We start from the raw sequence: 26190 nt of genomic DNA, 5'->3' as shown, positions 1-26190 counted from the left end.
CCCTGCCGATTATCTGCTGTATATAAGCCGTCTGATTTTTCAGGCGGCTTTTTATTTTCTACTGTTCAATTTAATCCTATAACGCTTTTTACCCAACCGTACAACACACTGTCACAGTTTTCGATTTTGACAAACTCAACAATATGTTTGATCTGTTTTATCCTTTTAAAACGCTTCTTTTATCTTTCCAATGAAAATAATGCCGTTTTAGCCGGAAAACAGCCCGTTCCAAACCAATGATTACAATCGTAAGGATCAACGATGCGGAAAATATTCGGACAACAAAATAACCGTTATTAAACATCAGATGAGCCGGCATACATAAGTAAATAAAAAAACCGCTCCTGCCTCATAACAAGACATAAACGACCTCTGTTATACCGGAATGGTACAACGGCTTCGCACCTTGATTATATCATATTCGGTAACGTATAACAAACCGAAGAAAATGTACACCGTTTTTCCCAGTACGATAGGAGTACATAATGAAATATGATAAAGCTACCCGTCGGGGAAAAGCTTGTTTTCGTTACAGATATTGGAACCCCGTGTTAAAAAAAATCACTAAGGAGCTGACAGCAAAGAATGTGGCATCTTGAACGTCGACAGAAAAAAAGAACTGCTTCAAAAATTGATCTCTTTTATGAAACAGACCTTTGAGCCAGATTTCCAACTGGTGTACAACTGGTGTACGCCGTTATTTTATAAAAAAATAAAAGCCCACAAAAGGGCTAAAACACTAACAAAATGGTCTTCGTTCGAGGATCGCGCTGCTTCGCACCGCCGTGCTCGTCGCACAGCTCCTCACACATTCGGCTAAAAACGATCCACGATCGTTTTATACACGCCTCATACCTTCTTAAGGTTCAAACCTCTCACTCCCCATTTTTAACTTGTTTAAAAAATAAAAAAACAGCCATATCCCTATGACTGGTCATCTCTTTAAAATGGTCGGAGTGAGAGGATTTGAACCTCCGGCCTCATGGGCATACTAAGAGCGTTTTTTCACATACTCTTTTGTGTAATAGTGTAGTATTCATGCGGGCTCTGAGGCTCTCCCCGCTATAATAAAAGGCTTCAAAAAAATCTAAAACACAAATTCACTGGGAAAAAACTGGTGTACAAAATGGTATCTTCAAAGGTTCTTAATAATGAAAAATAAATCTTTCTACAAAGTTAAATGCTCAAAAATCAAGTAGCTTAACCGAATTTTTTGAGCATTTAATTTTTACGTACTATCTACATTACATTGTATCCTTTTTAGTGTAAGAGGTCAACAAATCTTGTCTAATTTCCTAACCTTTCTTCAAAAATTCAAAATGAAAATCCACGTTTTTTGACGTAATAAATGATGATTTGCCTTGGCCTCATAATTCTAGTTTTTTCTATTTAGAATGCTTTTCGACTATAGCTTCTTTTTTACATTTTCACAAAAGTCAATTTTTCCCTGTACGGAATCCATCTAATTGGAAAAAACAAAATACTTTCTCCCCAAGATCATATTATACAAGAAAAAATAAAATATGCTATAACAGTAGAGGATCGGCTCCCATAAACATCGAGTCCTCAATCAACAAAAATAAAACAATAATTTTTTTGTCAATTCAAAACCTTTATAGGAATAAAGCTCCTGCATCTAAGGCAAAACGTTCTGTACTATTTTTGAAGCACTGAAATTTTATTATATTCATATTTTAATATATATATAGAATAATAAGTTGATCTTTATTTTTTCATTCTTTCATAAATTCTCTATTACATATTTTTCCTGCCATGTTCAAAATAATCTGATCATACAATAATGCCTATTGATTATAATAAACAATCTGGTAACAAAGATAACGAACCATCAGATGTGGTCTTCTTGATTTCCAACCCGACATAGCAACAAAAATCTTCTAATACATCTTTATTATTTAAGTACTCTTTGACAAATAACTCATGTTGCGGATTGCACTCGAGTTTTTTTAATAGAGCTGTACAAAACGAAGCATTAATTTTTAGCTTTTCTGTAACTTTTTTAATATCTGAATTACTAAAATATTCACAGTACTTTTTGCCTTTCTGGTATTTCATATCTTTGAAAAAGTGCAATAAAACAACTATTGGTATAGTTTTATAATCCTCATTTTGTGGGCTAACTGTTTCGCACATGTCCATAGCGCCATTTAAAATGTATTCAATATGTTTTTCTTTTTTAAAAATCAATGTATTTATATAAAGCACCAATATTCCTAAGCTTGTTTTTATATGTTTTTTCATCAATGGCTCTATTAAAAACATAGATGATAAAGATACAAAACATCGCTTTTCTTTTTTGTTAATAAATTCGAATCCCCAATTTCCATAGATCAATCGCAGGTTTCCTATTTTCACTGATTTATTTAAGTTTAAAAAAATCATAATCACTAATAAAACTAGTGATATCATTACTATACCCACAAAATTTTCTTGCAGACCTAAAATACAAGCAATAAAACATGTCACTATCATCATCGAAACAATAAATAATAGAATCCGCCTACTGCTTTTTTTACTAAATTCAGATGCTAAACTTTTATCCGCATTTATTTCAATGTACTGAACATTTTTAATATTCCCTATTTGTTTAGATTCTTGTAAATAATCCCAAACTAATTCTTGAAAAGAACTAAACACTTGATTCTTTTTTAAAATTTTCCAGAAACTTTTTTGATACATTTCCGAGTAGTAAGATTGTAAATAAAGATTCATATTTTGTTTATGTATAATTTTTTGTTTTGATATTAAAAATGGAATACTCGTTGCCATTATAAAGGCAATAGGGATAAACGATGATAAACTAAGTGTAAACCCTATAATGCTTCCAATATGGCTTTTATTATCTATAGAATAGACTATTATAGAGCTAAAACTTAAAAGAAAAAAGAGCCATAACCAAAATGTATAATGCTTTTTCTCTAAAAGTTCTTCAACTGTCAACAACCCAAAACTATTTTGCTTAAAATTTGTGTATATCGCAACAAAAGAAAAAATTCCTATTAGGCATGTAAATTCAGCATCTATAATACTGCTAAATGCTTCTGCTGCACTAAAAGGTATTTTCAAATTTAAATCAAAAATAAACACTAGAGTTCCGATAAAAAAAAGCATATAAATTATCTTTAGAATATAAAAAAAACAATTAATTATTTTATCTAAAACTGTTTCTTCGGAAAATTTAAACTGCCTTTTTTCGTAATGCATATTCTGCTCGATAAATAATTGAGGCTTTATTTTAGCCATCACAATAAAATATATTTGAATTATTAAATACATAAAAGGAATAAAAGGTAAAGAAAATAAAAACATTTTTTGCTCCTGTTCTTCAAATTTATTGTATAATGATTTTTATTTATAACATTTTCTACAATTATACTGTCATAAATTTTATAATTTGTTGCTGAAAAAATAATGGTTAAAGTAGTATTCTAAATTTTATTTGATAACGCTAATAATATTTTTTCTTATATATTTTTATTTCAAAATCACTTCATTTATTTCCTCAAGAGTATTTTTTACATCACTCCAGTCGGTCTTTTTAGCATAAGCATTCTTTTCTTGATAATTAAGCCAATGCTTTTTTAACGGGCATACTAAAAGCGTTTTTTTACATACTATCTTGTATGATAGTGTAGTATTCATGCGAGCTCTGAAGCTTCACTCGCTATAATAAATGGCTTCAAAAAATCTAAAATACAAATTTACTGGGAAAACTGGTGTAAGAATGGTATTAATCAAAGCAGCCGTATTAATTCTATATGTCTGCTTTTCTATTATGATAAACTGTTATTTGCTATTCGACTTCATAAAAAGTGATAATATAGTCATTATATCATAAAATACAAGAAATGAGGTCATACTATGGAAAATTTGGAAATGTTAGTTAAGGACTATTTGTTTTATTGCCAAAAGAGAAAAAAATTAGATTTCAAAGCAATACGAGCATATAAAACAGATCTTGCACAATTTGTAACGTTTTGTAGCTTGAATATACAATCTAAGTGCAACGAATAAATAATGACCCATAACTTCTGGTAAAATGGAGTTTGCGAAGACATCAAAAAACCAGGAGGCACTATGAGTCATTACAACCATCTTACACCAGAAGAACGCGAAAAGATACTCATTCTTTACACGCAGGAGTATTCCATTTCATCAATTGCTAAACGGATTAATCGAAATAAGTCAACGGTTTCTCGAGAGTTGTCCAGAAACGCCATCAATGGTGTTTACTCTGCTGTTAGCGCACAGGTTGCTTATGAAAAGCGCCGCATGAACTGTAAACCGTTGAGAAAGCTTACCAATGCTCAAACCTATGACGATGTAAAAGAAAAGTTTCTTCATCATCAGTGGTCTCCTGAGCAAATATCCGGCAGGATGAAATATGAAGCATTCAACCATTATGTGAGTTATTCCACAATATATAGAGCCATCTATGCGGGGATGTTTGACACGAAAAAGCAACAAAACTCCAAGGGCAATCGGGGTGCGATTCGGAAACTTCGGCATCGAGGTAAATCCAGGCATACGAAGGATTATGTCGAAAAACGGGGCAAAATCCCAATAAGCCATCTCATTTCAGAGAGACCGGATGAAGCGAATCATCGCTCACGTTTAGGCGATTGGGAAGCAGATACGATCATCGGATCTAAAGGTAAAGACCGAGCTTGTCTCGTGACGCTGGTTGATCGCAAAAGCAGATTTCTTATCGTAGGCAAGGCTTCGGCTAAGAAAGCGACGCCGGTAGGAAAGGTCATAATCAACGGCTTAAAGGAACAGCCCTGTTGTTCCATTACCCCTGACAGAGGGAAAGAATTTGCTTCACATCCAACCGTTTCCGCTGCGCTTGATGCGGTCAAATTCTATTTCCCACTTCCGCATCATCCATGGCAGCGGGGCACCAATGAAAATACCAATGGTTTACTTCGTGAATATTTTCCAAAGGGATTTGATCTTACCGACCTATCCGACGAATATATACAAGATAAAGTGAATGAGCTGAACAAACGTCCAAGGAAGTGTTTGGGATACAGGACACCCTACGAGGTTTATTATTCTACGGCGTTGCACTTGACTTGACAATTCAAGAGTGAAAAAAATAACCCATTTGAAAAATCCAGTATTAACAACTATTTTATAACAATTTTGAATGACTTTAAGCCTAAGACCGCCAAGCGAAAAATAGCTTCTTTAAAAGCTTTTTTCCATTTTTTAGAACTCGAAGAAATTATACTCCAAAATCCATTTAACAAAATTAGTTTAAAATTCAGAGAGCCGATTATATTACCAAAAACAATTCCTTTAGATACAATACAAAAGCTTTTAAAGACTATTTATCAAGAACAAAATGATGCGAAAACCGAATTCCAAAAAAAATGTATTTTGCACGATATCGCAGTAGTTGAGCTGCTATTTATGACTGGAATGAGAATTTCCGAACTATGTCTACTCAAGTCCGAACAAGTAGATTTTCAAGATAATAAAATTCTTATCTTTGGAAAGGGCGCAAATGAAAGGATAATACAAATTGGCAGTGATTCTGTAATAAAAATACTGAAAAATTACTCTTCTGTTTTCTATTCCGAAATCAGTAGGAGTGGCTGGTTTTTTGTTAATCGACTTGGCAAAAGGTATTCAAAGTAATCCGTGAGGTCAATGATAAAAAAATACGCAAAAAAAGCTTCAATTATTATGAATATCACACCACATATGTTTCGTCACTCATTTGCGACACTATTACTAGAAGCAGACGTTGATATTCGATACATACAAAAAATGTTAGGTCATAGTTCAATCACTACAACTGAAATATATACTTCTGTATCTATGACTAAACAAAAAGATATACTTACTAATAAACACCCTCGTAACTTTATTCATATTTAAAACTCAAAGCCGATATCATTTATTGTTATCGGCTTTTTAGTACTTATTCAACTTATCTTTTTCAATATTCCTTTACTTATCTGTTATTGTATAAACGAATGATAATTACAAATTATTACCTGCTTGTATCACAATTTGCATTTTAATTTTTTCTATATTTTATCATTATTTTCATATAATATAAATTTATTTTCTATTTAAATACCATATTTACTGTTTTGATAAATTCTCTAAAAATTTTTGAATTAAAAAAAGTTGCGCTGTATTATCAACTTGTTTGATCTGTTCAATTATTTTATCCTGTAAATTCTTAATGTCATTTTCATTACTCATAACCAGTATCTCCTTGTATATTTATTAACTAAATCTAATACTATTAATGAATTCCATATTTTAAAATAATCTGTTTTATAGCTATACATTACTGTATAAGTATCATACTAATTTTCTGTTTAACATTTAGACTCTTATATATTGAAAAAAATAAAAAAATTATAAAATTTTTTGCGTTCTAAAAAATATATTTGAAACGGAGCAAGGTAAATTTAATCCCCTTTAGATGCACGAGCATTTGCTTCGTAGTATTTCGTGCTTATAATTGTATGATAGAGTTCTATTGTCTCGATCACAAACGCTCCAATGTTGCCCTATGATTATGATTCTAAACGATATTGTCTTGATTTAATATTTTAATAATATTGCCTCATATATTTAATGTAAATATTTTTTACTAATAATATATAGGACTTTCATTAAACATCTCTATTTTTTCTTTAACATCATCAACAACGTCTTCCAGTAACGCCCCTAAAACAATTCTTTACACGGATTTTACCTGAAGTGAAAGCTGCAGCCTATCTTAACCTGAAATTTCTTTGTTCCGCCATGTTAACCCATTATTAAGTTACAGCCTTAATAAAACAAACAAAGGTAAAGCGAACCCCATCATTCCTTTCTCATATCTCATAAGCGCAATGCATAACCGTCCCATTGTCCTTTCTCAATTATCATTATAAAAAATTCTTTCCATAAATTTTTTATAGCCGTAGTTGACCGAAAACGCGCCTGGCTAACGTCGCTTACTACCGAATTAAAGAGTATTTACTTTAATAATCTTAATCTACGTTTAAAAGATCAAAAAGGATTTAAAATGATTGTTTTCAAATAGGTATTGAGACTACTCTAAATCTTTTGTGTGATATTAATATTTATCCTCTTAAATATATATAGGAAAAAAATAAAAAGTTGACGAAACTTTTTATTTTATCAAAACTCAACAATAGACACCACAAATACCAGATTTGGGTAATAACTTATATATTCCTATTCATCAGCTTAACTTTCACCCGAACATTTAAAAACCAGTTATATACATAGCATCATGTTATATTTCTATCGTATTTCTAACAAAACTATAATTATAAGTATTTATCTTCTTTTTTCTACATATACCCTTCATGATTTCATGCAGGGACACAATAGAGTTACACCAAAACATCCAAAAACAAACCTTTTCTTTCACACTTTCTAAAGTCCACTATATATATTTCACAATTTATTTTCATATACCTACTTTTAAGTCTTTTTACAAAGAGCTACATGAAGACCGCAAACCGATTGCTGACAAAAATAAAAGCTGAACATCAGGCACAAGAGAAGTGCACGCTGTTCAGCCTAATTTATTATCTAAAATTTCCAAAGGGGCTTTCCCCTTGGTACGTGGTTTTGCTTTCTTAGTATAATTTATAACACATTCTATTGACATTGCCTTAAAAATCCCATTGCCGCAGGAGCGGTCAAGGGTAATTGGCGTGAAAAAAAAGAGACGTTATGGCTTAGCATAAAACGCAAAAGCAAAACCAATCCCATCAGCAAATAGGGCAAATATATGAGAGCACTTATCCCTTATTTAATACTGATCTTTTGGATACTTTACCCCAAACTTGTGAGCGCACTTCTGGAAACAAGATCATTTTTTATTAAAATTGAAATGGCAGATGTCTATTTCAGGGCTTTCCTACCTTGATCTCCAAATATAAATTTCATCCCCACAAGTTCCAATTTTTGCTCTGTTTTATTTTTAAAACTACATTTCAACTACTTTTCTAACGGTCCTTGCTGTTCTTATTGTTAATTTATTACTGATGTTTCCACGCGCTGTTTTTGGCCACCAGTTTGTCTTTTGATAGTTTTTTCGGCTAAAAGACCAGAATATCGCTTCTTTATAGTTTAGTATCTTTTCTAATTTTTCTTTCGCTTCTCCAATCTCACTAAACACATCAACAAATGTAGTTGGCGGCATAATAAAAATTAGATTATCATAAATTTCCTTATCTTTATTACCCCACCAATCAGGAGCATTGCGTAAGATGTCCTCAAGTTCTTCTTTTTCTATAACAAAAATAGGAATATCTAAACTAAACTGTTTTTTTATTATCGTCACAATTTGTTTTGTTATACTTTTTATATTATTTTTATCGCTCGAAAAAATCACATTACCACTGTTTAGATATGTCTTAACTTCTTTATATTCTAATTTTTCAAACTCATTTTTTAGTCTAGTCATTGGAACTTTGTTTTTGCCGCTTATATTGACACCACGTAAAAAAGCAATATATCTTTTCATATCCGCTGATACCCTCATGACTTGCCTTGTTTTATTTTCTACTGCATGCACTCATTAATATATTCTGTAGGCACATCCATGCGCTCCGCTACCTGTATCGGAGTCATTCCACTGTCTATAAATCTTTTACAGACCGCCTTCATATTTTCACCCACTTCGATAATATGCCTGTCCGGATCATAAAAGCGAACCACACGCTGCCCCCAAGAATGTTCCTTAATCGGGTGAACATATTGAACATTACACTTTCTGAGGTTATCTGCAAATTTATCAAAATTATCTTCTTCAAAATAAATTTCAAAATTATTGCCTCCAAAGGAAATGTCACCTTTACCAATAAAATCCTTGTATGCATCCAATGTCTGCAAGGCTAACCCCCCCGTTAAAGTCTTATTTGCGCCAAAATCCATGACAACCTGAAGTCCCAAAACTTTTTTATAAAATTCAACGGTTTTATCTATATCTGATACAACTAACATAGGATTTTTAACTTCCATTTCAATACCTCCTGCAAATATTTTTATTTGTCTAACTATTCAATTATCTTTTTCATTCACTGCTGGAATTGTTCGTCCGTTTCCTCGTTCAACGGCATAACTTTTTTAATTTTCCCGGCCACCAACGCCTCTAAATCATCAACGCTACGAAGCTCCTGATGTTACACTTTTACTGCATTCTGGATATTTTAAAGTATAGCAGCAACGATAACAATTTTCCCTAGCTATTTTCTGCTGTCCATATCGCTCTTTATCTCCTACAAGGCAGCAATGAATACACTCTTTATTTTCTCAAGCTCAGTTTTGCTTAATATTCTCCTATATTCTGTGCGTTCAAAAATTACTTCTTCTTCGTTGTTTTCACCCATTGTTCCAAGTGGTTTTTCATCAAATTGGACAAGAAAACCGACTCTATATATAAACTGATTCTCCCTTTGCCGATGTATCCTCGAAATAAATCCATATCAGATTCATCCGCCCAAAAAAATTAGAGTGTCCAAACAAACGATCGAGAATCTCCACACCTCTCTCCTATTACAATCCCCTTCATCACACCACTTAACAAGCCTAACTCCAAAAATGTCATAACATTTACGGACAAGCACATAGGATAACTCCTGTATGACCTTAACTTCTTTTTCAATCCCTATAAGAATATCGCTACTGATCATCTTTGTTTCACTGCTGACGATCCATCTCAACTGAAAAGCGGAAACAGCTATCTTCTCTGTATACCTCCATTATACAGAAAAAATTACAGAAATGCAGTTTTCATAATGCAAATTTCCTTAAAATACAATTATGACAAGAATCCACAAATTGCATTTTTCCATGTAAATTAAGGCCGTTTGATTAATGGGCGCACCATAAAAATAGAATAACACTCTAAAAAGGAAGAGGTGAGTACAATTAACACACTCACCTCGCCATACGTTATTTTATTTATTTATTTTTTTCTTTGCTTTTCCGGATAAATACTACTAGTACGGCAACAATACCACTACAAAAAATCCCTAGCGAAGCTAACCATAAAGTCACTAAATTGGTTTCGTACCCTGTTTTTGGTGTTCCATTGGTTAATTGATTCAAAGTTTGATCCCCAGATCCTGAATTAGTAGTGTCGTCCAATTTATCACTGATTTCTTTGTAATTATTGAACGACGCTATCGCCATTTCTCCATCCTTAATTACTCCTGTCTTGCCAGAAGTAGTTACTTTATATTCTGAATTGCCACTTTCCTCCACACTATAGTAGATACCAACAGGAAGACCAGAGGCTGTTTTACTTTCGCCGTGTTTCAAGGTGAACGCTGCCACGCCATCTGTAAAGGTCATATCGCCATATGTTCCACTAATCGTTTTATCACTGAGGGTTACCGTGAAGTTAAAGGCTTTGTCTGTTTCTCCGGCATTTCCGGACACCACTTTCGAGACGGTCAAATCTCCAGTATCTGGTTCCAGCGGCGTTATATTTTTGGTGTTTATAAATTCAGCTGCCGCTGTTGCATCTTTGCTGATTGTTCCGGTTTCACCGGTCTGCACTGTGACATACCCGTCCTGGTCGGCTTCGGTTTCTACTACCTTATAGCTTATCCCTGTCGGCAGATCTGACGCTGTTTTACTTTCGCCGTGTTTCAAGGCGAGCACTGCCACACCGTCTGTAAAGGTCATATCACCGTATGTTCCACTAATCGTTTTATCACTGAGGGTTACCGTGAAGTTAAAGGCTTTGTCTGTTTCTCCGGCATTTCCGGACACCACTTTCGAGACGGTCAAATCTCCAGTATCTGGTTCCAGCGGCGTTATATTTTTGGTGTTTATAAATTCAGCTGCCGCTGTTGCGTCTTTGCTGATCGTTCCCGTTTCACCCTCAGAAATGGTGCCATACCCGTCCTGGTCGGCTTCGGTTTCTACTACCTTATAGCTTATCCCTGTCGGCAGATCTGACGCTGTTTTACTTTCGCCGTGTTTCAAGGCGAGCACTGCCACACCGTCTGTAAAGGTCATATCACCGTATGTTCCACTAATCGTTTTATCACTGAGGGTTACCGTGAAGTTAAAGGCTTTGTCTGTTTCTCCGGCATTTCCGGACACCACTTTCGAGACGGTCAAATTACCGAATTCATCTTTTGTATTCGTGAACGCTGCGGCCGCTGTTGCATCTTTGCTGATCGTTCCGGTTTCACCCTCAGAAATAGTGACATACCCATTCTGATTGGCTTCGGTTTCTATTACCTTATAGCTCATTCCTGCCGGTAGATCTGATGCTGTTTTGCTTTCGCCGTGTTTCAAGGTGAACGCTGCCGCACCATTCTCGAACTTCATATCGCCATATGTTCCACTAATGGTCTTATCATTAAGGGTTACCGTGAAGTTAAAGGCTTTGTCTGTTTCTCCAGCATTTCCAGATACCACTTTCGAGACGGTCAGATCTCCCAACGATAAGTTTCCCTTGTAATTGGTGAATGCTGCATTGGCCGTTTCATCCTGCTTAATCACACCCTCAATCGTGCCAGATTTTGGGGATACCAACCAATCTTTCTCTTCTGTTTCCAAAATTTCCCACTTTGTACTGTTCGGCAGTCCGAGAATTGTTAGCGCCTCGTCATGCCGCAGGGAAAGCGTCCCGCCATCCTTGATATAACCTGCACGCTGCTCCCCGTAATAATAATACTCATCTTCCAGCGCTGTACCATCGGCATTTTTCAGAAATACCGTAAAGGTAAAGTTCCGGGTATAGTCCTCATCTGATAACTTATCCCCGGATGCTATCTTGCTGATCCGTAACTTGCCAGTATCCTCTGGAGTCGTCTTTTTGTTAGTGACAACAACGGTATTCATCAGGCTGAATAGGCTTGTGAGATCTCTTCCGCTCAGGTCATCCCAGTTGGCGGTGTTATTGCTACCCCCATACAGCTTGTCTTTCAGTGCAGCCGTGTTCTGCACAACACGAGTTCGCAAAAAGCCAACATCCGTTGTAAAGAACGGATAGATATTTTTTCCGCCGTCCTCATCGTGCAGACCATAATTCACCACTGCATTGACACCATAGTGTAAATTCATGCTGCGTGGAATTTGAGTTCCCTCAAGCAGATCATCTCTCCAACCGCTCAGATCAAATTTTGCAGTCTCCTGTGTCTGGGCAATCGCGGTAATATCTCGCAGCGTAATGTTGACCATATCATCCGCCGCATACTTCGTCATAGTTTGCATCAGCTTACCAACGCCAGCCATAACGGTAACGCCGTCTCCTTGTGTGCCTGCATCGGCGTAAATCGAATAAACGCCCACGATTACCGGGATCTCTGTCACGTTTCGTTCATAGCCTTCCGGCGAACTCGTCTCTGTTAAGGTGTACTTGGAGCCTACTTCTTCCCACGCCACCTGTGCGTAGCCTGGCATATTTTCCAGCGTATCTGGTCTAAAAATCAGTACACCGTCCCGACCGTCTACAGTGGCGGTAGTGCCAGTAATGGTCGAACCATTCGGACCGGTCAGGGTAAATGTGGCACCGTTAACACCCTTACCGTCCTCGTCCACCTTCTGTACGCGCAGCTCCCGGCGCTCGTTAGGGATATAGATGGTCGAGCGGAACTCCCGCTGAAACTGGTCGGTGTTCAGGAAAGAGAAATCGCGGTCAATAAAATTATCCCCGGAAATGTTCAGCTTCTTTACAATCTCATCGATCACCTCTTCGGAAGTCATGTCCTTATCAACACCCGTTTCGACTGCTTTAGATACATAGGCTTCCAAAGCGTCATAAAGCTCTTCTGAGGTATTCCCCTCGATGTCAAGCTTCTCTAACGCACTCGGTTCAATGATGCCGTACACCATTTTCATATCGCCATTTTCGTTGTTTAACACATAGCGGTCTGCTCGGCCCGGAAGATCCTCCAACAGCCCTTCCAACCTTCCAGTATCCTGATTGTATGTAAGACGCCACTCAGGCCAACGCTCATCGCTGGCTTGGTACAGCGCCGCCTTGAGAACCGCCTTACGCCATGCTTCTGCAGTGCGTTCTTCCGGAGAAACTGCTCCATAGCCTTCCGTATTGCTGCCATACAGAGCTAACCATTTCCCGTCATTAGCCATATCGTCGTGGGACATTCCACTTTCCAACAACATAGGAACAGCAACAATTATGCCGTCTTTTTTAGGCTCCGAACTAAGCTCAGTTTGACTTGGCATGATGACTCCACTTTGCTCATTAAATTGACCGTAGGTCAATTTACCCGTTTCTCGGATATTGGAAAAGAAGCTGGCATATGCGCCGGTCTGATAACGGTTTGCAACGACCAGCATGGAGGTATTCGGATCAAACTTTAACACAATGTCCTTTGGCAAAGTCCGATAGCCGTCAGCCGTCTTGGTTTCCTTCAAGATATAGTAAAGCGTACCGTCCGAATGATACCGATCCGTAAAGCTGAAGGGCGAGCCATCCGTTCTTATAAAAGACGCATTTCCGCTTTCTCCAGTCGTCAACGTTCCAATTGCATCATCTGTTGCTTCATAGTCGGAAACATCGCTGCTGTCGTCTTTGACGGCCGTTGCTGCATACAGTTCAAACTCCACGCCTTCCAGCGGATCGCCGCTCTGGTCTACCTTTTTAATGCCGTGGTAGAGAGAGGGCTGGAGGTTGAAGCGCATTTGCAGACTGGAATCGTAATTTCCCCGTTCCAAATAGAATAGCTTCAAGCTGTGGTCAGTACCAGTGGGAAAAATTTTTTCTCCGCTGTCGTTGGTTGCCCAATGAATCGCATCCGTCTGATCCTTCCCCAACGCTTCTACAAACAACTTATAAAGAGTAGTTGTTGTATCACTCTTGTTCTCTCCGGGATTGCCCGGCAGTCCGCCAGTTCGCCAGCTCTGTCCAGTCACAACCTTTCCTGTACTGAAGTTGATGGTACCGTATAGCTCGCTGTGGATGCCGCCCAAATCCAGCACCAGCACGTCGTCTATGAAAATCCAGACGTCATCATCTCCAGAAAACTGAAAGACCATATCCTGCTTGCCGGATGAGCCCATGTTCAGCTTACCGTTTTCCGGCTGTGTAAAATCCACCTGCATGGACATGCCCATATGGTGATTGATATTAACAGCTTCTCCTGTTGCTTTGTTTTGAAAGCCTGTACTGCTCCATTGTGAACCATCTAACCCCTTACTGCTGCTCAAGATATTATCTTCAGTATTAATGCTGTCAAACACCTGTTCTCCCTTATTGAACGGATAGAAATCACCGAGGCTCCTGTCTCCGTTAAAGCCTTGACCATCCCAGCCTCCATCCGTTCGCCATACAGCGGGGCCATCGTACAGAATAAAGGAACCATCGCTGGGTTTACCGTCTTTTGATGTTCCAGTGCTCTCCCGGAATTCCGCAAAATTTTTCCGAGCGTCATAGTAATAATACCCATCTTCATCTACCTGGAATAGGCCAGTGACGTTTTCGTAGGAGCGTTTATTGTCATTCTCAGTAAGGTCGAACAGATAATCCAAGGAAGTATTGCCATCATGGTGATCCTTGTTGTTGTTTAACACTGTCTGAGATAATCCCGGAGCGGTTTTGGGATCACTCTGTTTGTCTTCATTTGCCGCCCATCCCAAACAAAAAGGAAGTTGTGCTTCTTGATATTTATCGACATTGGCGATTGGTTTGTTTGCAGCCGCTATGTTGATATTTGGATAACCATTGGTCAGAGTCGACTCCACAATCCCCTTCATATTGGTATTTTCCTGGGCCCACAGACGTCCTGCACCTGCGCCGTTGTTCCAATAACCCGCACCAATAATACTATCGCCAAAAAGTAGCAAGCGGTTTTCGTTGATTCCTTTGTTCCATTCACTGGACTTTGCGACTTTATAACTACCAACACTGACCTTCGTGGTAAGATCCTTTTCTTTTGCGCCGTCCTTTGAAGCTACATAGTCGAACAGGTTGACGGTGGTGCCTGCAGGCGTGATGCCTTGTTTCTGATGCTCTGTCAGCGCTTTCTCAAGTGCTTCTTGACTTTCTAATACTGTACGTTTTCCAGGAAATCCTGCTGCATATACTTCCGTACCACTTAAAACACTTCCAATATTTACACCCAGCAACGCAAAGCAAAATATTGAAACAATCATTTTGTACCATATTTTCAGCTTATCTTTTCGGTTGAATTTTTCCGTTAATGTTATAATTCTTTTTTCTTTCTTTGTAAAAAGCATTCACGACACCTCTTTGTTTTTACTCATTATTCAAAATAGTTTAAAAAAGATAAAACTTATTAATTTTCAACTTATGAGCCTAAATTCAAAAGATTTAGGCTCTTGAATTATTTAACTTTCTATTATTTTTCTAAGTTTTTTAAGTATTTTTTTCTTTCGACTTGCAATTGTTGACCTTGGCGCACCTATTTCTCGGGCAAATGCAGCATCTGTTTTTTCTTCAAAGAACAACGCTCTAATAATGAATATTTCTTGCTCATTTAATTGGCTTAATGCATTTGTCAATGTTTCTTGTAATATCCTCTTCTCAACACTCTTAAAAACATCTTCGTCTGTTTTAATTAGATCATTCTTATCGTTTTTCAGCTCATTAAACGAAATAGGATTACATTCTCTCTCTAATTTTTTTAAATATCGTTGTCTCTCATAATCTCTGTATAATGATTTATATTGTTCGGACGTTACTTCCAAGAGCATCCCCTGCAACGGAAAAAACTTTTTACTCGCATATACTTCTGGGTACGTCTCACAACGTTCACAAAGTTCATCATATCTAATTTCACAGTAATGCCCTTCCTCATTCTTAACGAAACATTTTGTATTTACTTTCATAATTTTACCTCCATTCAATTTTTTAGCTAAAACTGAATGGAGGGCCACGAGGGTAACCTAAAAAATGCACAATACCTCATAGTGAGATAAACGTGCATGATAAAGTACAAAAGTGTACTAACTATACAAAAAGTCGTGCACACAACTACACGTTTTTATATACCATTTTTATAAATATCTTTTTAATAAACGAGATATTTCTAATATATCAATTGGCTTAGCAATATGAGCATTCATACCGGACTCTAAGCTATGTTGTATATCCTCAGAAAAAGCATCAGCACTCATGGCAATGATTGGAACAGATGAAGCATCGGATCGATTTAACCGTCGAATTGCTTCTGTCGCTTCATAACCTGTCATATGGGGCATCCGAATATCCATAAGAATAAGATCGTAATATCCATCTGGTGATCTTTGAAACTTTTCCACACATATCTGCCCATCTTCTGCCCAATCCAGTTCTGCTCCCAAATCGGATAGTAATGCTTTTGCAACTTCCCAGTTTAGTTCATTGTCCTCAGCGAGTAGAATATGGCATCCAGACATATCAATATTTTGCTCTGATATTTGATCGTCTGTTTCCTCGCAGCCCATGTACTTACGCAAGCTATAAAACAAAGTAGATTTAAACAAAGGTTTGGAAATAAAGCCACTAATTCCTGCTTCACGGGCTTCTGTCTCAAACTCACTCCAATCATATGCAGAAATCAATAAAATCGGTATTTCATTTTCTAAATTACGTCGAATTTCTCTAGCAACCTGAATACCATTCATATCCGGCAGTTTCCAGTCTAATAAAATGATCTGATAATCGTCTTTCTTTTGATGGTGCTGAATTACCAATTCTACCGCCTTCTCTCCGCTCAATGTCCATTCAGCTTTTATTCCAATGGAATTTAATGCTTTTATGGCCGTTTGACATAATAACTTATCATCGTCAACAACCAACATATTCCACGGTGGGAGCACCATATTCACTTCCAATGCATCAGCCTTTTCAAAATCAAAGACGAGATTAAATTCTGTTCCTTTATCGAGTTCACTTTTTACAGCAATGCTTCCTTCCATTGCGTCCACAATGTACTTTGTAATTGCCATCCCTAAGCCAGCACCCTCAGTTTTATGTATCCGACTTTCATCAGCACGACTATAAGATTCATATATTTTCTCCAAAAATGCTGGTGACATGCCGATTCCGTTATCTTTAACATTAATGTGAATTCGAACATAATTATCTCCTTTAGGGGACTTTTCCTCTAATAAAGATAATCGTATAGAACCACCTTCTGGCGTATATTTAGTTGCATTGGATAAAAGATTTAATAACACCTGATTTAAACGTACACCATCACACCACACATTTTCTGTTAAAATATTATCTACATGTATATCAAAATTCTGCTTTTTGGACTTTATCTGAGGCTGCATTATATTAACAATTCCCTCAATAACTTCTTTTAAAGAAATCCGCTCTATTGTTAGTGTCAATTTGCCTGTTTCAATTTTAGACATATCTAAAACGTCATTAATAAGTCCTAATAAATGTTTACTCGACAGCGTAATTTTTCTCAGACAATTCTGAACCTGCTCTTTATCGTCTATATGAGTGGTGGCAATAGCAGTCATCCCTACAATTGCATTCATAGGTGTTCGTATATCATGACTCATATTAGCTAAAAATTCGCTTTTTGCCTTACTTGCTTCAACCGCTACTTGGCGAGTTTTTTTCAACTCTCGCAGTTGAGTACGAGTCATAGAAAAATATTTGATAAAAATTAGTATCAGAATTGTTAAAATAGAAATACAGGCTATTACCGTTGTACCTATACGTTGGCTGCCTAGCTTTCCTATAATCTCATTTAATATACCATAAGGCATAACTGCTACCAGATACCACTCTGAACATGGTAAAGGAGTGACGCAAACTTGCAGCTCTTTACCTTTTATTTTAAGAGTTGTATCGTACATGTCATTATCTTCTAACGCAACAGCAAATTCTTTAAGAGAAGAATCCATAATTGATTCACTTGATGCTGGATCAGCCTGATTTTGCAATAAATCAAAAAATTCCCATAACTCTGTATTGGAATTTCTGATTACAAAACTGCCATCTGGCCGGATAATATGGTAGTACATTAATTGATCTTCTCCCTCTAGTGAAAGAAAATTGGTGATATAGTCTAATGGTACAGCTGCGATCAGGCCTGTACATCTATCACCATTCGACATAGGATAATTAGCATCAACACCAAACAATACTACTTCTTTTCCAGTTGCATCCATCCCTACCGCAACTCTCTGCTCTCCCTGTATTAAGGATTCCACAAAAGGAGATGGGTTAATCGGCTGTACTGGTTGTCCATAAAGCGTTTCAAACTCTCCTTTAGCAGAGCAAAGTGCTAAATAATCAAAATTTCTGGCCAGCGATCTGTAAATGAGTTCATCGTATAGATTTTCACTGTTTCTCTCTTCTGAAACAACAGAAACAATACTATTAACCTGATCAAAACGCAGTTTAATTACAGACTCAAAATGTTCTGACATTTGCTGATTCATTCCAGACATATAGATTTCTCCAACTTCATAAAATGCCTCTTTGCTCTCTCGATTCATATGAATTCCTAAAAGCGTAAAAACAACTACACTAAAGATTAGAAGGCCTATGAAACTGTATGTTAGAAATCGCATTGGAGATTTCTTTTTTTCATTATTCCACATCAATATTGTTCCGCCTTAAAACGTTTATATTTTTCTATAACACTTATGATTTGACAATAATCATTTGTTAACTGTGGCATGATCTCAATTGCTTTTTCCCACGTTCTTCCCCTTAGTGCTCCTGTCATTAAACTACTGCTTTCATACAATTGGGTAAAAGAAAGATTCTGGCAAATTCCTTTGAGCGTGTGGGTGGCTCGGAGAGCTTCATCATAATTTTCATTACGCATTGACACTTCCAGCAAGTTAAAGCTTTTATCTTCCAGAAATTTATATAGAAATTTCTCAACTGTCTTTTCGCATCCTAATCTTCCTAGTGCATCCTCATAATTGCCGTCAAAATTCATATAACAGTCTCTTAAATTCATCATTTCCTCGCTTTTAAATATCATTTGTTTCTTTTTCAAGAAACTGTATAAACACTCGATTCTTTGTATTTTTTGCCTGATACATCATATGATCTGCAATATTAAACATTTCTTTTACTTTTCCCAATCCATGCGCTCCCCCTACACTGATTGAAACTTGAATTTCAGGGTATTCATCTATCACAAGCCTATTTACAAGCATCCGTATTCGCTCTAATTTATTCTTAAATGCATCGGCAGGAATACTATAAAAGATTACTACAAATTCATCCCCACCATAACGGATTACAGTATCCGTTTTTCTCACACATGATAAAATCGTTTTAGCAATATTTTGCAACACAATATCCCCTGTAGCGTGTCCATAATAATCATTAATATCTTTAAAATTATCGACATCTATTACGACAACACCTTCCGTATCCTCTGTATCTCTAAAATGTTCATCATAATAACGTCGGTTGTAGACATCGGTTAAAGAATCAATGTACAATAATTGTAGGTTCCACTCTTCACGCGAAAGAGATGTGTGTGCATTATGACTAAACAACCTATCATAATCTATTTTTTTTCTTACATCCTGAATGTATTTGGTCTCCTGCCCAAACGCAGTATCCTTTAATTCATTTTCAAGCGTATCCGCAATTTCTTGCAGGCATTGTAAAAGAATCGGATTAAATACGCCGCATTGCCCATCCAAAATCATTTTTAATGCTTCGCTATGTGAGTATGCTTTTTTATAACATCGTTCACTGGTTAAAGCATCATATACATCCGCCAATGATACTACCTGAGCGGCAATAGGAATTTCATCCCCCTTTAATCCATCTGGATAACCATTGCCATCATATCTTTCATGGTGCCACCGGCAAATTTCAGAAGCTACTTTTACAAGCGGCAACTTTTGTTGTTCCACCGGCAACTCCAGCAACATTTTTGCCCCAATTGCTGAATGGGTTTTTATCACCTCAAATTCCTCTGCCGTTAGACGCCCAGGCTTATTCAAAATTTCATCTGAAATAGATATTTTTCCAATATCATGCAAAGATGAAGCGGTGCTTATTAAAATAATATCAGACTTTGACAATGGATATCGATCTGTCCGCTGAACCAGATGTCTTAATAAAAGTTCTGTGATAGTGTTGACGTGCAACACATGCAAACCACTCTCGCCATTTCGAAATTCCACAATATGAGACAAAATTGAGATCATTAGCTTGTTATTTTTTTCCTGTTCACAAAATTGTTCTGAAATAATTTTTTCAAGATGGCGTTGTCTAGCATATAAAAACATGGTATTTGATATACGACGACGAACAATTGTCGAATCAAACGGACGGCTAATATAATCAAAAGCACCCAAGTCGTAGGCACGTTTTATATTCTCAGGAGAATCATCTGCTGAAATCATAATAACGGCAAATGTATCATTCCAATGGTATTTGTCTATATACGTTAAAACTTCAAAACCATCCATTTCAGGCATCATAATGTCTAAAAGTATGAGCGAAAAATCCATTCGATGCTGTGAAAGAAGTGTAATCGCCTCTATACCGTTATCCGCTTCCACAACATCATATTGGTCTTCTAAAATATCTATCAAAAGAGCACGGTTCATTTCCGAATCATCCACAACTAATATCTTTTGTTTATTCATAATATTTTAATCTCTTTCACTATAACTTTACATTTTTATTATAAGTATATTCTATACAACTTGGCAACGACTATATTGGACAGGTAAGCATAAAGCTTAGCGTTTTTTTGATGACAACCTAAAGTATAAGAAGTATAATTAAAGTAAAATTGAAAGGAATTTAATCATGGAACCACAAGAGACCAAATTCTCATTTATATATAACGAAATTAAACAGCGCATTTTAAATGGTCAAATACTTCCTGGGAACTGTCTGCCATCTTCGAGAGTTCTCTGCAATCAATTCCATGTAAGCCGATATACAATTAACTGTGTTTTTAATGCATTAAAGAAAGAAGGCTTAATCGAAATCCGCCCACGCCTTGCACCAACAGTCCTTTCTAATGCACCCTACGGAACAGAAAATATATTATTTAATACTTTAAGAAAAAGAGATAGTATTGTACAATTATATCAAACTTTTGCTTTAATATTGCCCTCTCTTTTAGTTTTTGCATCCGAGAATTGCAATTTAGAATTAATGCTTCATTACAAACAAGCTCTAAAAGTGTCTCGTCTTGGAATTGCTGCTGGCGGCTGGCGTCCATCTTCTGATTTCATTAAAGAAATTCTGGAAATTGGTGGTAATTCTTTAATCGGCAATCTCTATTCGACATTTGAACTCTATCATAACCTGAGTTTTTTTACAGAAGAGTGCCCCTTTTTTTTAGAAAACTTTCTGCATGGTTCAACGTCCGTTACTGGAATTATCATGGATATTTTGAAAGGTAAGGATCCTTCTGTAAAGAAAAAGCAATTAGAGAAATTGGGGCAAAGATTTGCTGATTCAATTGCCAACACTTTAAATCATTTGGTAAGCACAACACCGAAATGTCCAGCAAAATCTTCAGCTTCATTTTTATGGCGACCAACCCGCGGTAAAGATTATTTTTATTCAAGAATAATCAGCGATCTAAACCAGAAAATTGGGAGTGGTGAATATCCTTACGGAACATTTCTACCTCATGAAAAACAGCTTGCCAGTCAATACGGTGTCTCAGTATTTACAGTCAGAAAAGCCTTGGACGAACTTAATCAGAGAGGCCTTGTAAAAAGTTTAAATGGCAAAGGAACTATGGTGATCGAACCAGATGATTCTTTGGTAAATCAGATACTTCCTAAGCCGAGACGTACACAGGAGGCTTTACAATACCTTTACGCACTACAATTATTAGTATTAATTATCCATCCTGTAGCTTTAATTGTAGCCCCAACTTTTACTACAAAAGACTTAGATAAACTGGATGAAGTATTCAACTTACCAAATTCCATTCATATAATTGATATTTTCGAAGCCATTTTAAAACATATTGAATTGCAACCTTTACATGCTATACTGACCGAAACATTTCGTCTTACGGAATGGGGACATTATATTGCTTATTATGATAATAAAAAAACAGTACTTGAAAAACTAAACAAAAAAGTCGCTGTCTCCGTTCAGCACCTGCGTAAAGGAGATATGAATGCTTTTGCAAATGGTCTTACAGATTGCTATCGTTTTACTTTAAAACACGCTAAGGATTACATGATCAAAAAATATAAGTTTTATAGGATAGATTATATTCAAATCCCTGAGATGTACTAAAGGCAAGAGATGAAAAATCTTTTATATCGAAAGAACGAGATGAAAGCAATTGAAAAGATATTCTCACGCAATGTACGAATATCACAAAAAATGTAGTATTGCTAAACACATATTAGGATATTTTCTTGCATATACACAATTAAAAAAATGAGGTTCACCCATCAAACATGTTTAATTTTGTCTTTATATACTGCTTCAATTAACATAAAAATACAACGGATCAAACAAAGACATAAGTAATTCGTTGTATCTCCAGCAATATAAAAGAGCATGCCATATCAAAAGTGAAGACAACCTTCGCTGCCCTGCAACTCGGCAGTGAAAAGGGCTTTTTTCTATGGATATTCATAGTAACGTTCTGATGTCCAGCCTCCCGGACTTCATCGACAAAGTCAGCACTTAAGCCAGTAACGTAATAAATTCCTAGTCCCAAATTTTTTTTTAAATATAGCTTTCCAGATTAACTGTACAGGTACTTTTCTGAAAGATACCCATCCAAAACACCAGCCCTCATATTTAAATTTTTGTAGTGTGTTAACGAATGCTACTTAGTCTCTTTTTGACACTGATGGCATGATTATTATACATTTGAAACAATCACTTAATCGGCCATTTTTTTCCTGCTATTAGCAAAATCACATCAGCCTTTTTAAATTTTATCTTTTTGATCTTATTAAAATTTAATCCAGCACATTATATATTTTTTCTTTTGTATCAGCAGGACAGAGATAGCCTATTTTTACGAAAAATCAAAAAATAAAATTTACTTCTGATTTTAACTATCTTTTTCCTGCACAATCAGAAATTCTCTTTTCAGCAGGTTCACTTCAAGGCGGTTTCCCGCGTGTTTCATTCATCCATTCCCGTCCAGACTTACCATTTTAGTAAATGGCGAAACACACAGCACAACATAGGAAGTCCCCCGAGCCGCTTTTCTTTTACATGGGTCTGCGCTCTCCACCCCATTGACGACGGCCCACTGCAAGTGAAACAATCGACCGCCGAGCTGATTTTCTGCATCTGCTCAGCCACACATATTTGTTGTTTTGATACTGGGGATCAACAAAAGCTTAAAAACCCCGGCTACCCTGATTTTTTGCACAAAAATAAAAGGGAACGCGAAAGTTTTTTTCTTTCGGTTCCCTGTTTTTAGCCGATTTTCATCCGCCAAACTCCATAATCTTTTTTCAGTTTCAATAAGCGGGTACACCATATCCCAAAATCATGTAGCCCCCGAGGGGGTAACTCCTTCTTGCGCAGCTGTCCGTGGTGTTCCCCTCAATGGTGTTCACGGTGCCGTCTGTCACATTCTCAACAAAACCGACGTGATCCGCGCTGCCGTCGCCACTCCATGTGAAGAAAATAATATCCCCGGCCTTTGGGGTATAACTCCCGTCCTGCCATTGGCCTTTTGATTGAAAATAGGCTACGCCGTCCGGGACATAGGAAAACTTTGGAATGATCCCTGCGTCGATATAGCCGCACTGATCCGCGCACCATGAAATAAAGCAAGCGCACCATTCCACCCGACCAGAAAAGCCGTACCAGCTCCAATAGGGCTGTCCTCCGACATTCCCGATCTGGCTGGTCGCTACGTTGACAATATTGCTGTTGCCTGTCCCTGTCGGGATACGTCCAAAAGGGTAATACCTTAAGACATTCGGCACATAGCTAACATCGCCATAGATGCCGCCATGCAAATTGGCGAACTCCTGCGCGTTAGCCTGCGTATAGCCGCCGTAATTTTCCAAAGCCCAGGTGATGTAGCCTGCCCCAAAATTGTAGCCCTGTAATCCGAGTTTGATATGCTCTAAATCCATGGGACTGGTAACCCCCGCGGCGTGCAGGCAGTCTGCCAGATACCGGATGCCAATATTGATCGAATACTCCGGGTCGGTGATGCCGCCGGGATAATGGTCATTATAGCCGCACTCTGAACACTGCATCGGATCGCCCCCGCGACCACCGGATTCCTGCATCATGACCGCTTTGATCAGTTCAACATATTCCTGTATCCCATGTTCACGGGCATACTTTGTGATCAGCGGTTCATAAGCCTGTACTTCTTCACTGACAGGCTCCACCGCATTGGCATTACCCGCTCCCACCAGACACAAAGCCCCGCCAAAAAGCACAATGATCACCAGAATGAGCACCACCACCCATCCCCCGGCGGCAATGGCACTGGCAAGGGCTTTTCCCACCGCGGCCGTGGCTTTGGCGGCTGTGGCCGTAACCTTGGCGGCGAGCTTTCCGGTGGTGATCGCTGCTTTCGTCGCAGCCTGAGAAGCCTTGACTGCCATTTTGGCCGATGCCTGACTGGTCTTAACCGCTGCCTTGGCAGCTGCCTGTGACGCTTTTGCCGCCGCCCTGCTGCTCTCTCTGGCAGTCTTTGCCGTGGCCCGCCCGGACTTGATGGCCCTTTTGGATGCTTTCACTGTCCGGATGCTGTTTTTTCCCAGCTTACGGGCTTCACTGGCCGTTTTAATGCGCAGCCTGCCCGTTTGATCACTGGTTTTAATCGTCCGCTTAGTAGCCTTTTCAATGCCTGTCTGGGCCGCCCGCTTGCTCTTGGCTGCGGAGTAAATAGACTGCCGGATATTCTTTTCTTTTTCCGGAAGGGCCTTGATCGACGTCTCGGTACTGCCTTTGGCTTTCACCATGCCGTTTACGCGCTCTCGGGTCTTTATGCTCACCTCATCCCCGATATTCCGGACACCCTGTTCCACTTCGGTGCGGGCATTTTCCATGGATTCAGCTATACAGTCTGCCCGGTGTGCCTTAACTTTCTGAACGGCGCTGTGGCTCTGATCCTGAACCTGACGGGCTGCGCCATGGGCCGCACGATCTACGTAATCAGATGTACGGTTGACGGCATCCTCATTTGCGGATGTTTCCTGCGGCGACTGACTGCACTCAGCGGCATCCTTTGTCCGGATGGACGCTTCCCGTATCCGCTCGGCGGCTGTTCCGGCCTTGTCGAGTACCCATATATCCTTTTCAACCTCCCGGGTCTTGATTTCTTTTCCGATGCTTAACACCTCCCTTCATCGAAAATATCGGGAAGATCAGAGGGTTTCTTCTCCCGGTTTAGTGGTCATCAATTTGTACAGTCTGGTCTTTTTCGGAAACTTGTTGACAAAGGGCACTAAGGCACTCCCGTACCTTATCAAGCCACAGCCTTCATCCGCATTGGTGATATAGCTCATCTGCTCTCTTGAGATATTCAAAAGGTTGGCAAGCTTCTGGCGGTCACTGGCCGCCTGATTCAACATGACGATAAACTCCGAGTTCGATAACATGGTACTAGCTAAAACACTGTCTAAGAGGTACTCTACGTTCTGGGTGATGGCGGTCGGGAACGCATTACGCTTCCGGAAACGCCGCCACGCAGAGTTGAAAAAGGCACCGGAGTATTCATTTTCAAAAACAACGTGAAATTCATCTAAGAACAGATGTGTCCGCTTGCCCTTTTTCCAGTTTTCCGTGACCCGGTTGATCATGGCATCCGTGATGACGAGCAGGCCCATGGTTTTGAGCTGCTTGCCTAAATCCATGATGTCATAGACCACCATGCGGTTCTGGGTGTCCACGTTGGTTTTATGGGCAAAGGCGTTTAGGCTTCCGTCCGTGAAAAGTTCAAGCTCTAAAGCCAACTCCTGGGCTTCCGGCTCTGGCTGCTCCATGAGCTTCTCCCGCAACACACATAAGGTCGGCACCTCCCCGCCCCGTTGATAATCGTCATAAACCAATGCCACGCAGCGGTCGATGATGGATTTTTCTTTTGCTCCCAGTCCCTTTTTGTCCAACTGCTCAAAGAGGGATAAAATGAACTCGGACTTGTCCACAATGGGGTTTCCACCATCACCGTAACCCTCCACCATGTCCATGGCATTGATATGATCCTCTGACCCCGCCGCGATCCGGATCGCTTCACCTCCGAGGGCTGTAATCAAGGAGACATAGTCGGCTAA

At 38.2% G+C, this 26190-nt stretch carries 13 protein-coding genes and 2 pseudogenes; 4 read left to right on the top strand and 11 right to left on the bottom strand.

Going from position 1 to position 26190, the window contains the following annotated elements:
• Positions 1 to 240: hypothetical protein (locus DW091_RS20415; RefSeq protein ID WP_207665253.1), on the top strand; the 240-nt coding region annotated here is incomplete at its 5' end.
• 1572 nt (positions 241 to 1812) lie between these two features.
• Here the strand turns inward: DW091_RS20415 and DW091_RS19655 are convergent.
• A complete protein-coding gene (locus DW091_RS19655; RefSeq protein WP_118519083.1) occupies positions 1813 to 3330 on the bottom strand; it encodes a hypothetical protein in 1518 nt (505 codons plus the stop codon).
• A gap of 768 nt (positions 3331 to 4098) precedes the next feature.
• On the opposite strand from DW091_RS19655, the gene DW091_RS19650 reads away from it, so the two are divergent.
• Both DW091_RS19650 and DW091_RS19645 read left to right on the top strand, forming a co-directional pair.
• Positions 4099 to 5100, top strand: coding sequence for an IS30 family transposase (locus DW091_RS19650; protein ID WP_058695851.1), 1002 nt, complete (start codon positions 4099 to 4101; stop codon positions 5098 to 5100).
• A gap of 66 nt (positions 5101 to 5166) precedes the next feature.
• Positions 5167 to 5907, top strand: a pseudogene (locus tag DW091_RS19645) (tyrosine-type recombinase/integrase).
• Positions 5908 to 6117: 210 nt separating this feature from the next.
• Here the strand turns inward: DW091_RS19645 and DW091_RS20775 are convergent.
• The 8 genes from DW091_RS20775 to DW091_RS19605 all read right to left on the bottom strand — a co-directional run bounded on the left by DW091_RS20775 (position 6118) and on the right by DW091_RS19605 (position 20589).
• Positions 6118 to 6240, bottom strand: coding sequence for a hypothetical protein (locus tag DW091_RS20775; RefSeq protein ID WP_263422126.1), 123 nt, complete (start codon positions 6238 to 6240; stop codon positions 6118 to 6120).
• Positions 6241 to 7993: 1753 nt separating this feature from the next.
• Positions 7994 to 8533, bottom strand: a complete 540-nt coding sequence (locus DW091_RS19640) for a DUF1697 domain-containing protein (protein WP_058695853.1) — start codon at positions 8531 to 8533, stop codon at positions 7994 to 7996.
• Positions 8534 to 8571: 38 nt separating this feature from the next.
• Positions 8572 to 9030 carry a VOC family protein gene (locus tag DW091_RS19635; protein WP_058695854.1) on the bottom strand — a complete coding sequence of 153 codons (459 nt, stop codon included), beginning with the start codon at positions 9028 to 9030 and terminating at the stop codon, positions 8572 to 8574.
• A 942-nt stretch (positions 9031 to 9972) separates the two neighbouring features.
• Entirely contained in the window at positions 9973 to 15231 is a 5259-nt protein-coding gene (locus DW091_RS19625) for a DUF5979 domain-containing protein (protein ID WP_118519082.1), read from the bottom strand.
• Between the two features lie 111 nt (positions 15232 to 15342).
• On the bottom strand, positions 15343 to 15843 hold the full coding sequence (locus DW091_RS19620; protein ID WP_058695857.1) for a sigma factor-like helix-turn-helix DNA-binding protein: 501 nt from the start codon (positions 15841 to 15843) through the stop codon (positions 15343 to 15345).
• Between the two features lie 168 nt (positions 15844 to 16011).
• Positions 16012 to 18564 (bottom strand): response regulator, encoded by a 2553-nt coding sequence (locus tag DW091_RS19615; protein ID WP_058695858.1) that lies wholly within the window; start codon positions 18562 to 18564, stop codon positions 16012 to 16014.
• Positions 18564 to 18911 (bottom strand): Hpt domain-containing protein, encoded by a 348-nt coding sequence (locus DW091_RS19610; protein WP_341473482.1) that lies wholly within the window; start codon positions 18909 to 18911, stop codon positions 18564 to 18566. The genes DW091_RS19615 and DW091_RS19610 overlap by 1 nt, the downstream gene beginning before the upstream one ends.
• A gap of 34 nt (positions 18912 to 18945) precedes the next feature.
• Positions 18946 to 20589: a diguanylate cyclase gene (locus DW091_RS19605; RefSeq protein WP_058695859.1), complete on the bottom strand. Its 1644-nt coding sequence runs from the start codon at positions 20587 to 20589 to the stop codon at positions 18946 to 18948.
• Between the two features lie 166 nt (positions 20590 to 20755).
• Between DW091_RS19605 and DW091_RS19600 the strand changes: the two genes are divergently transcribed.
• Positions 20756 to 22216, top strand: a complete 1461-nt coding sequence (locus DW091_RS19600) for a GntR family transcriptional regulator (protein WP_118519081.1) — start codon at positions 20756 to 20758, stop codon at positions 22214 to 22216.
• Positions 22217 to 23409: 1193 nt separating this feature from the next.
• Here the strand turns inward: DW091_RS19600 and DW091_RS19590 are convergent.
• Both DW091_RS19590 and DW091_RS19585 read right to left on the bottom strand, forming a co-directional pair.
• Positions 23410 to 25257: a lysozyme family protein gene (locus DW091_RS19590; RefSeq protein ID WP_224168854.1), complete on the bottom strand. Its 1848-nt coding sequence runs from the start codon at positions 25255 to 25257 to the stop codon at positions 23410 to 23412.
• Between the two features lie 27 nt (positions 25258 to 25284).
• Positions 25285 to 26190: pseudogene (locus DW091_RS19585) on the bottom strand (TraE family protein); the annotation flags it as partial.

It is taken from the genome of Eubacterium sp. AM05-23, assembly GCF_003477535.1.
Lineage (GTDB): Bacteria > Bacillota > Clostridia > Eubacteriales > Eubacteriaceae > Eubacterium > Eubacterium maltosivorans.
Note: the sequence above shows the minus strand (reverse complement) of the source record. Positions and strands in the feature narration are given on the sequence as shown.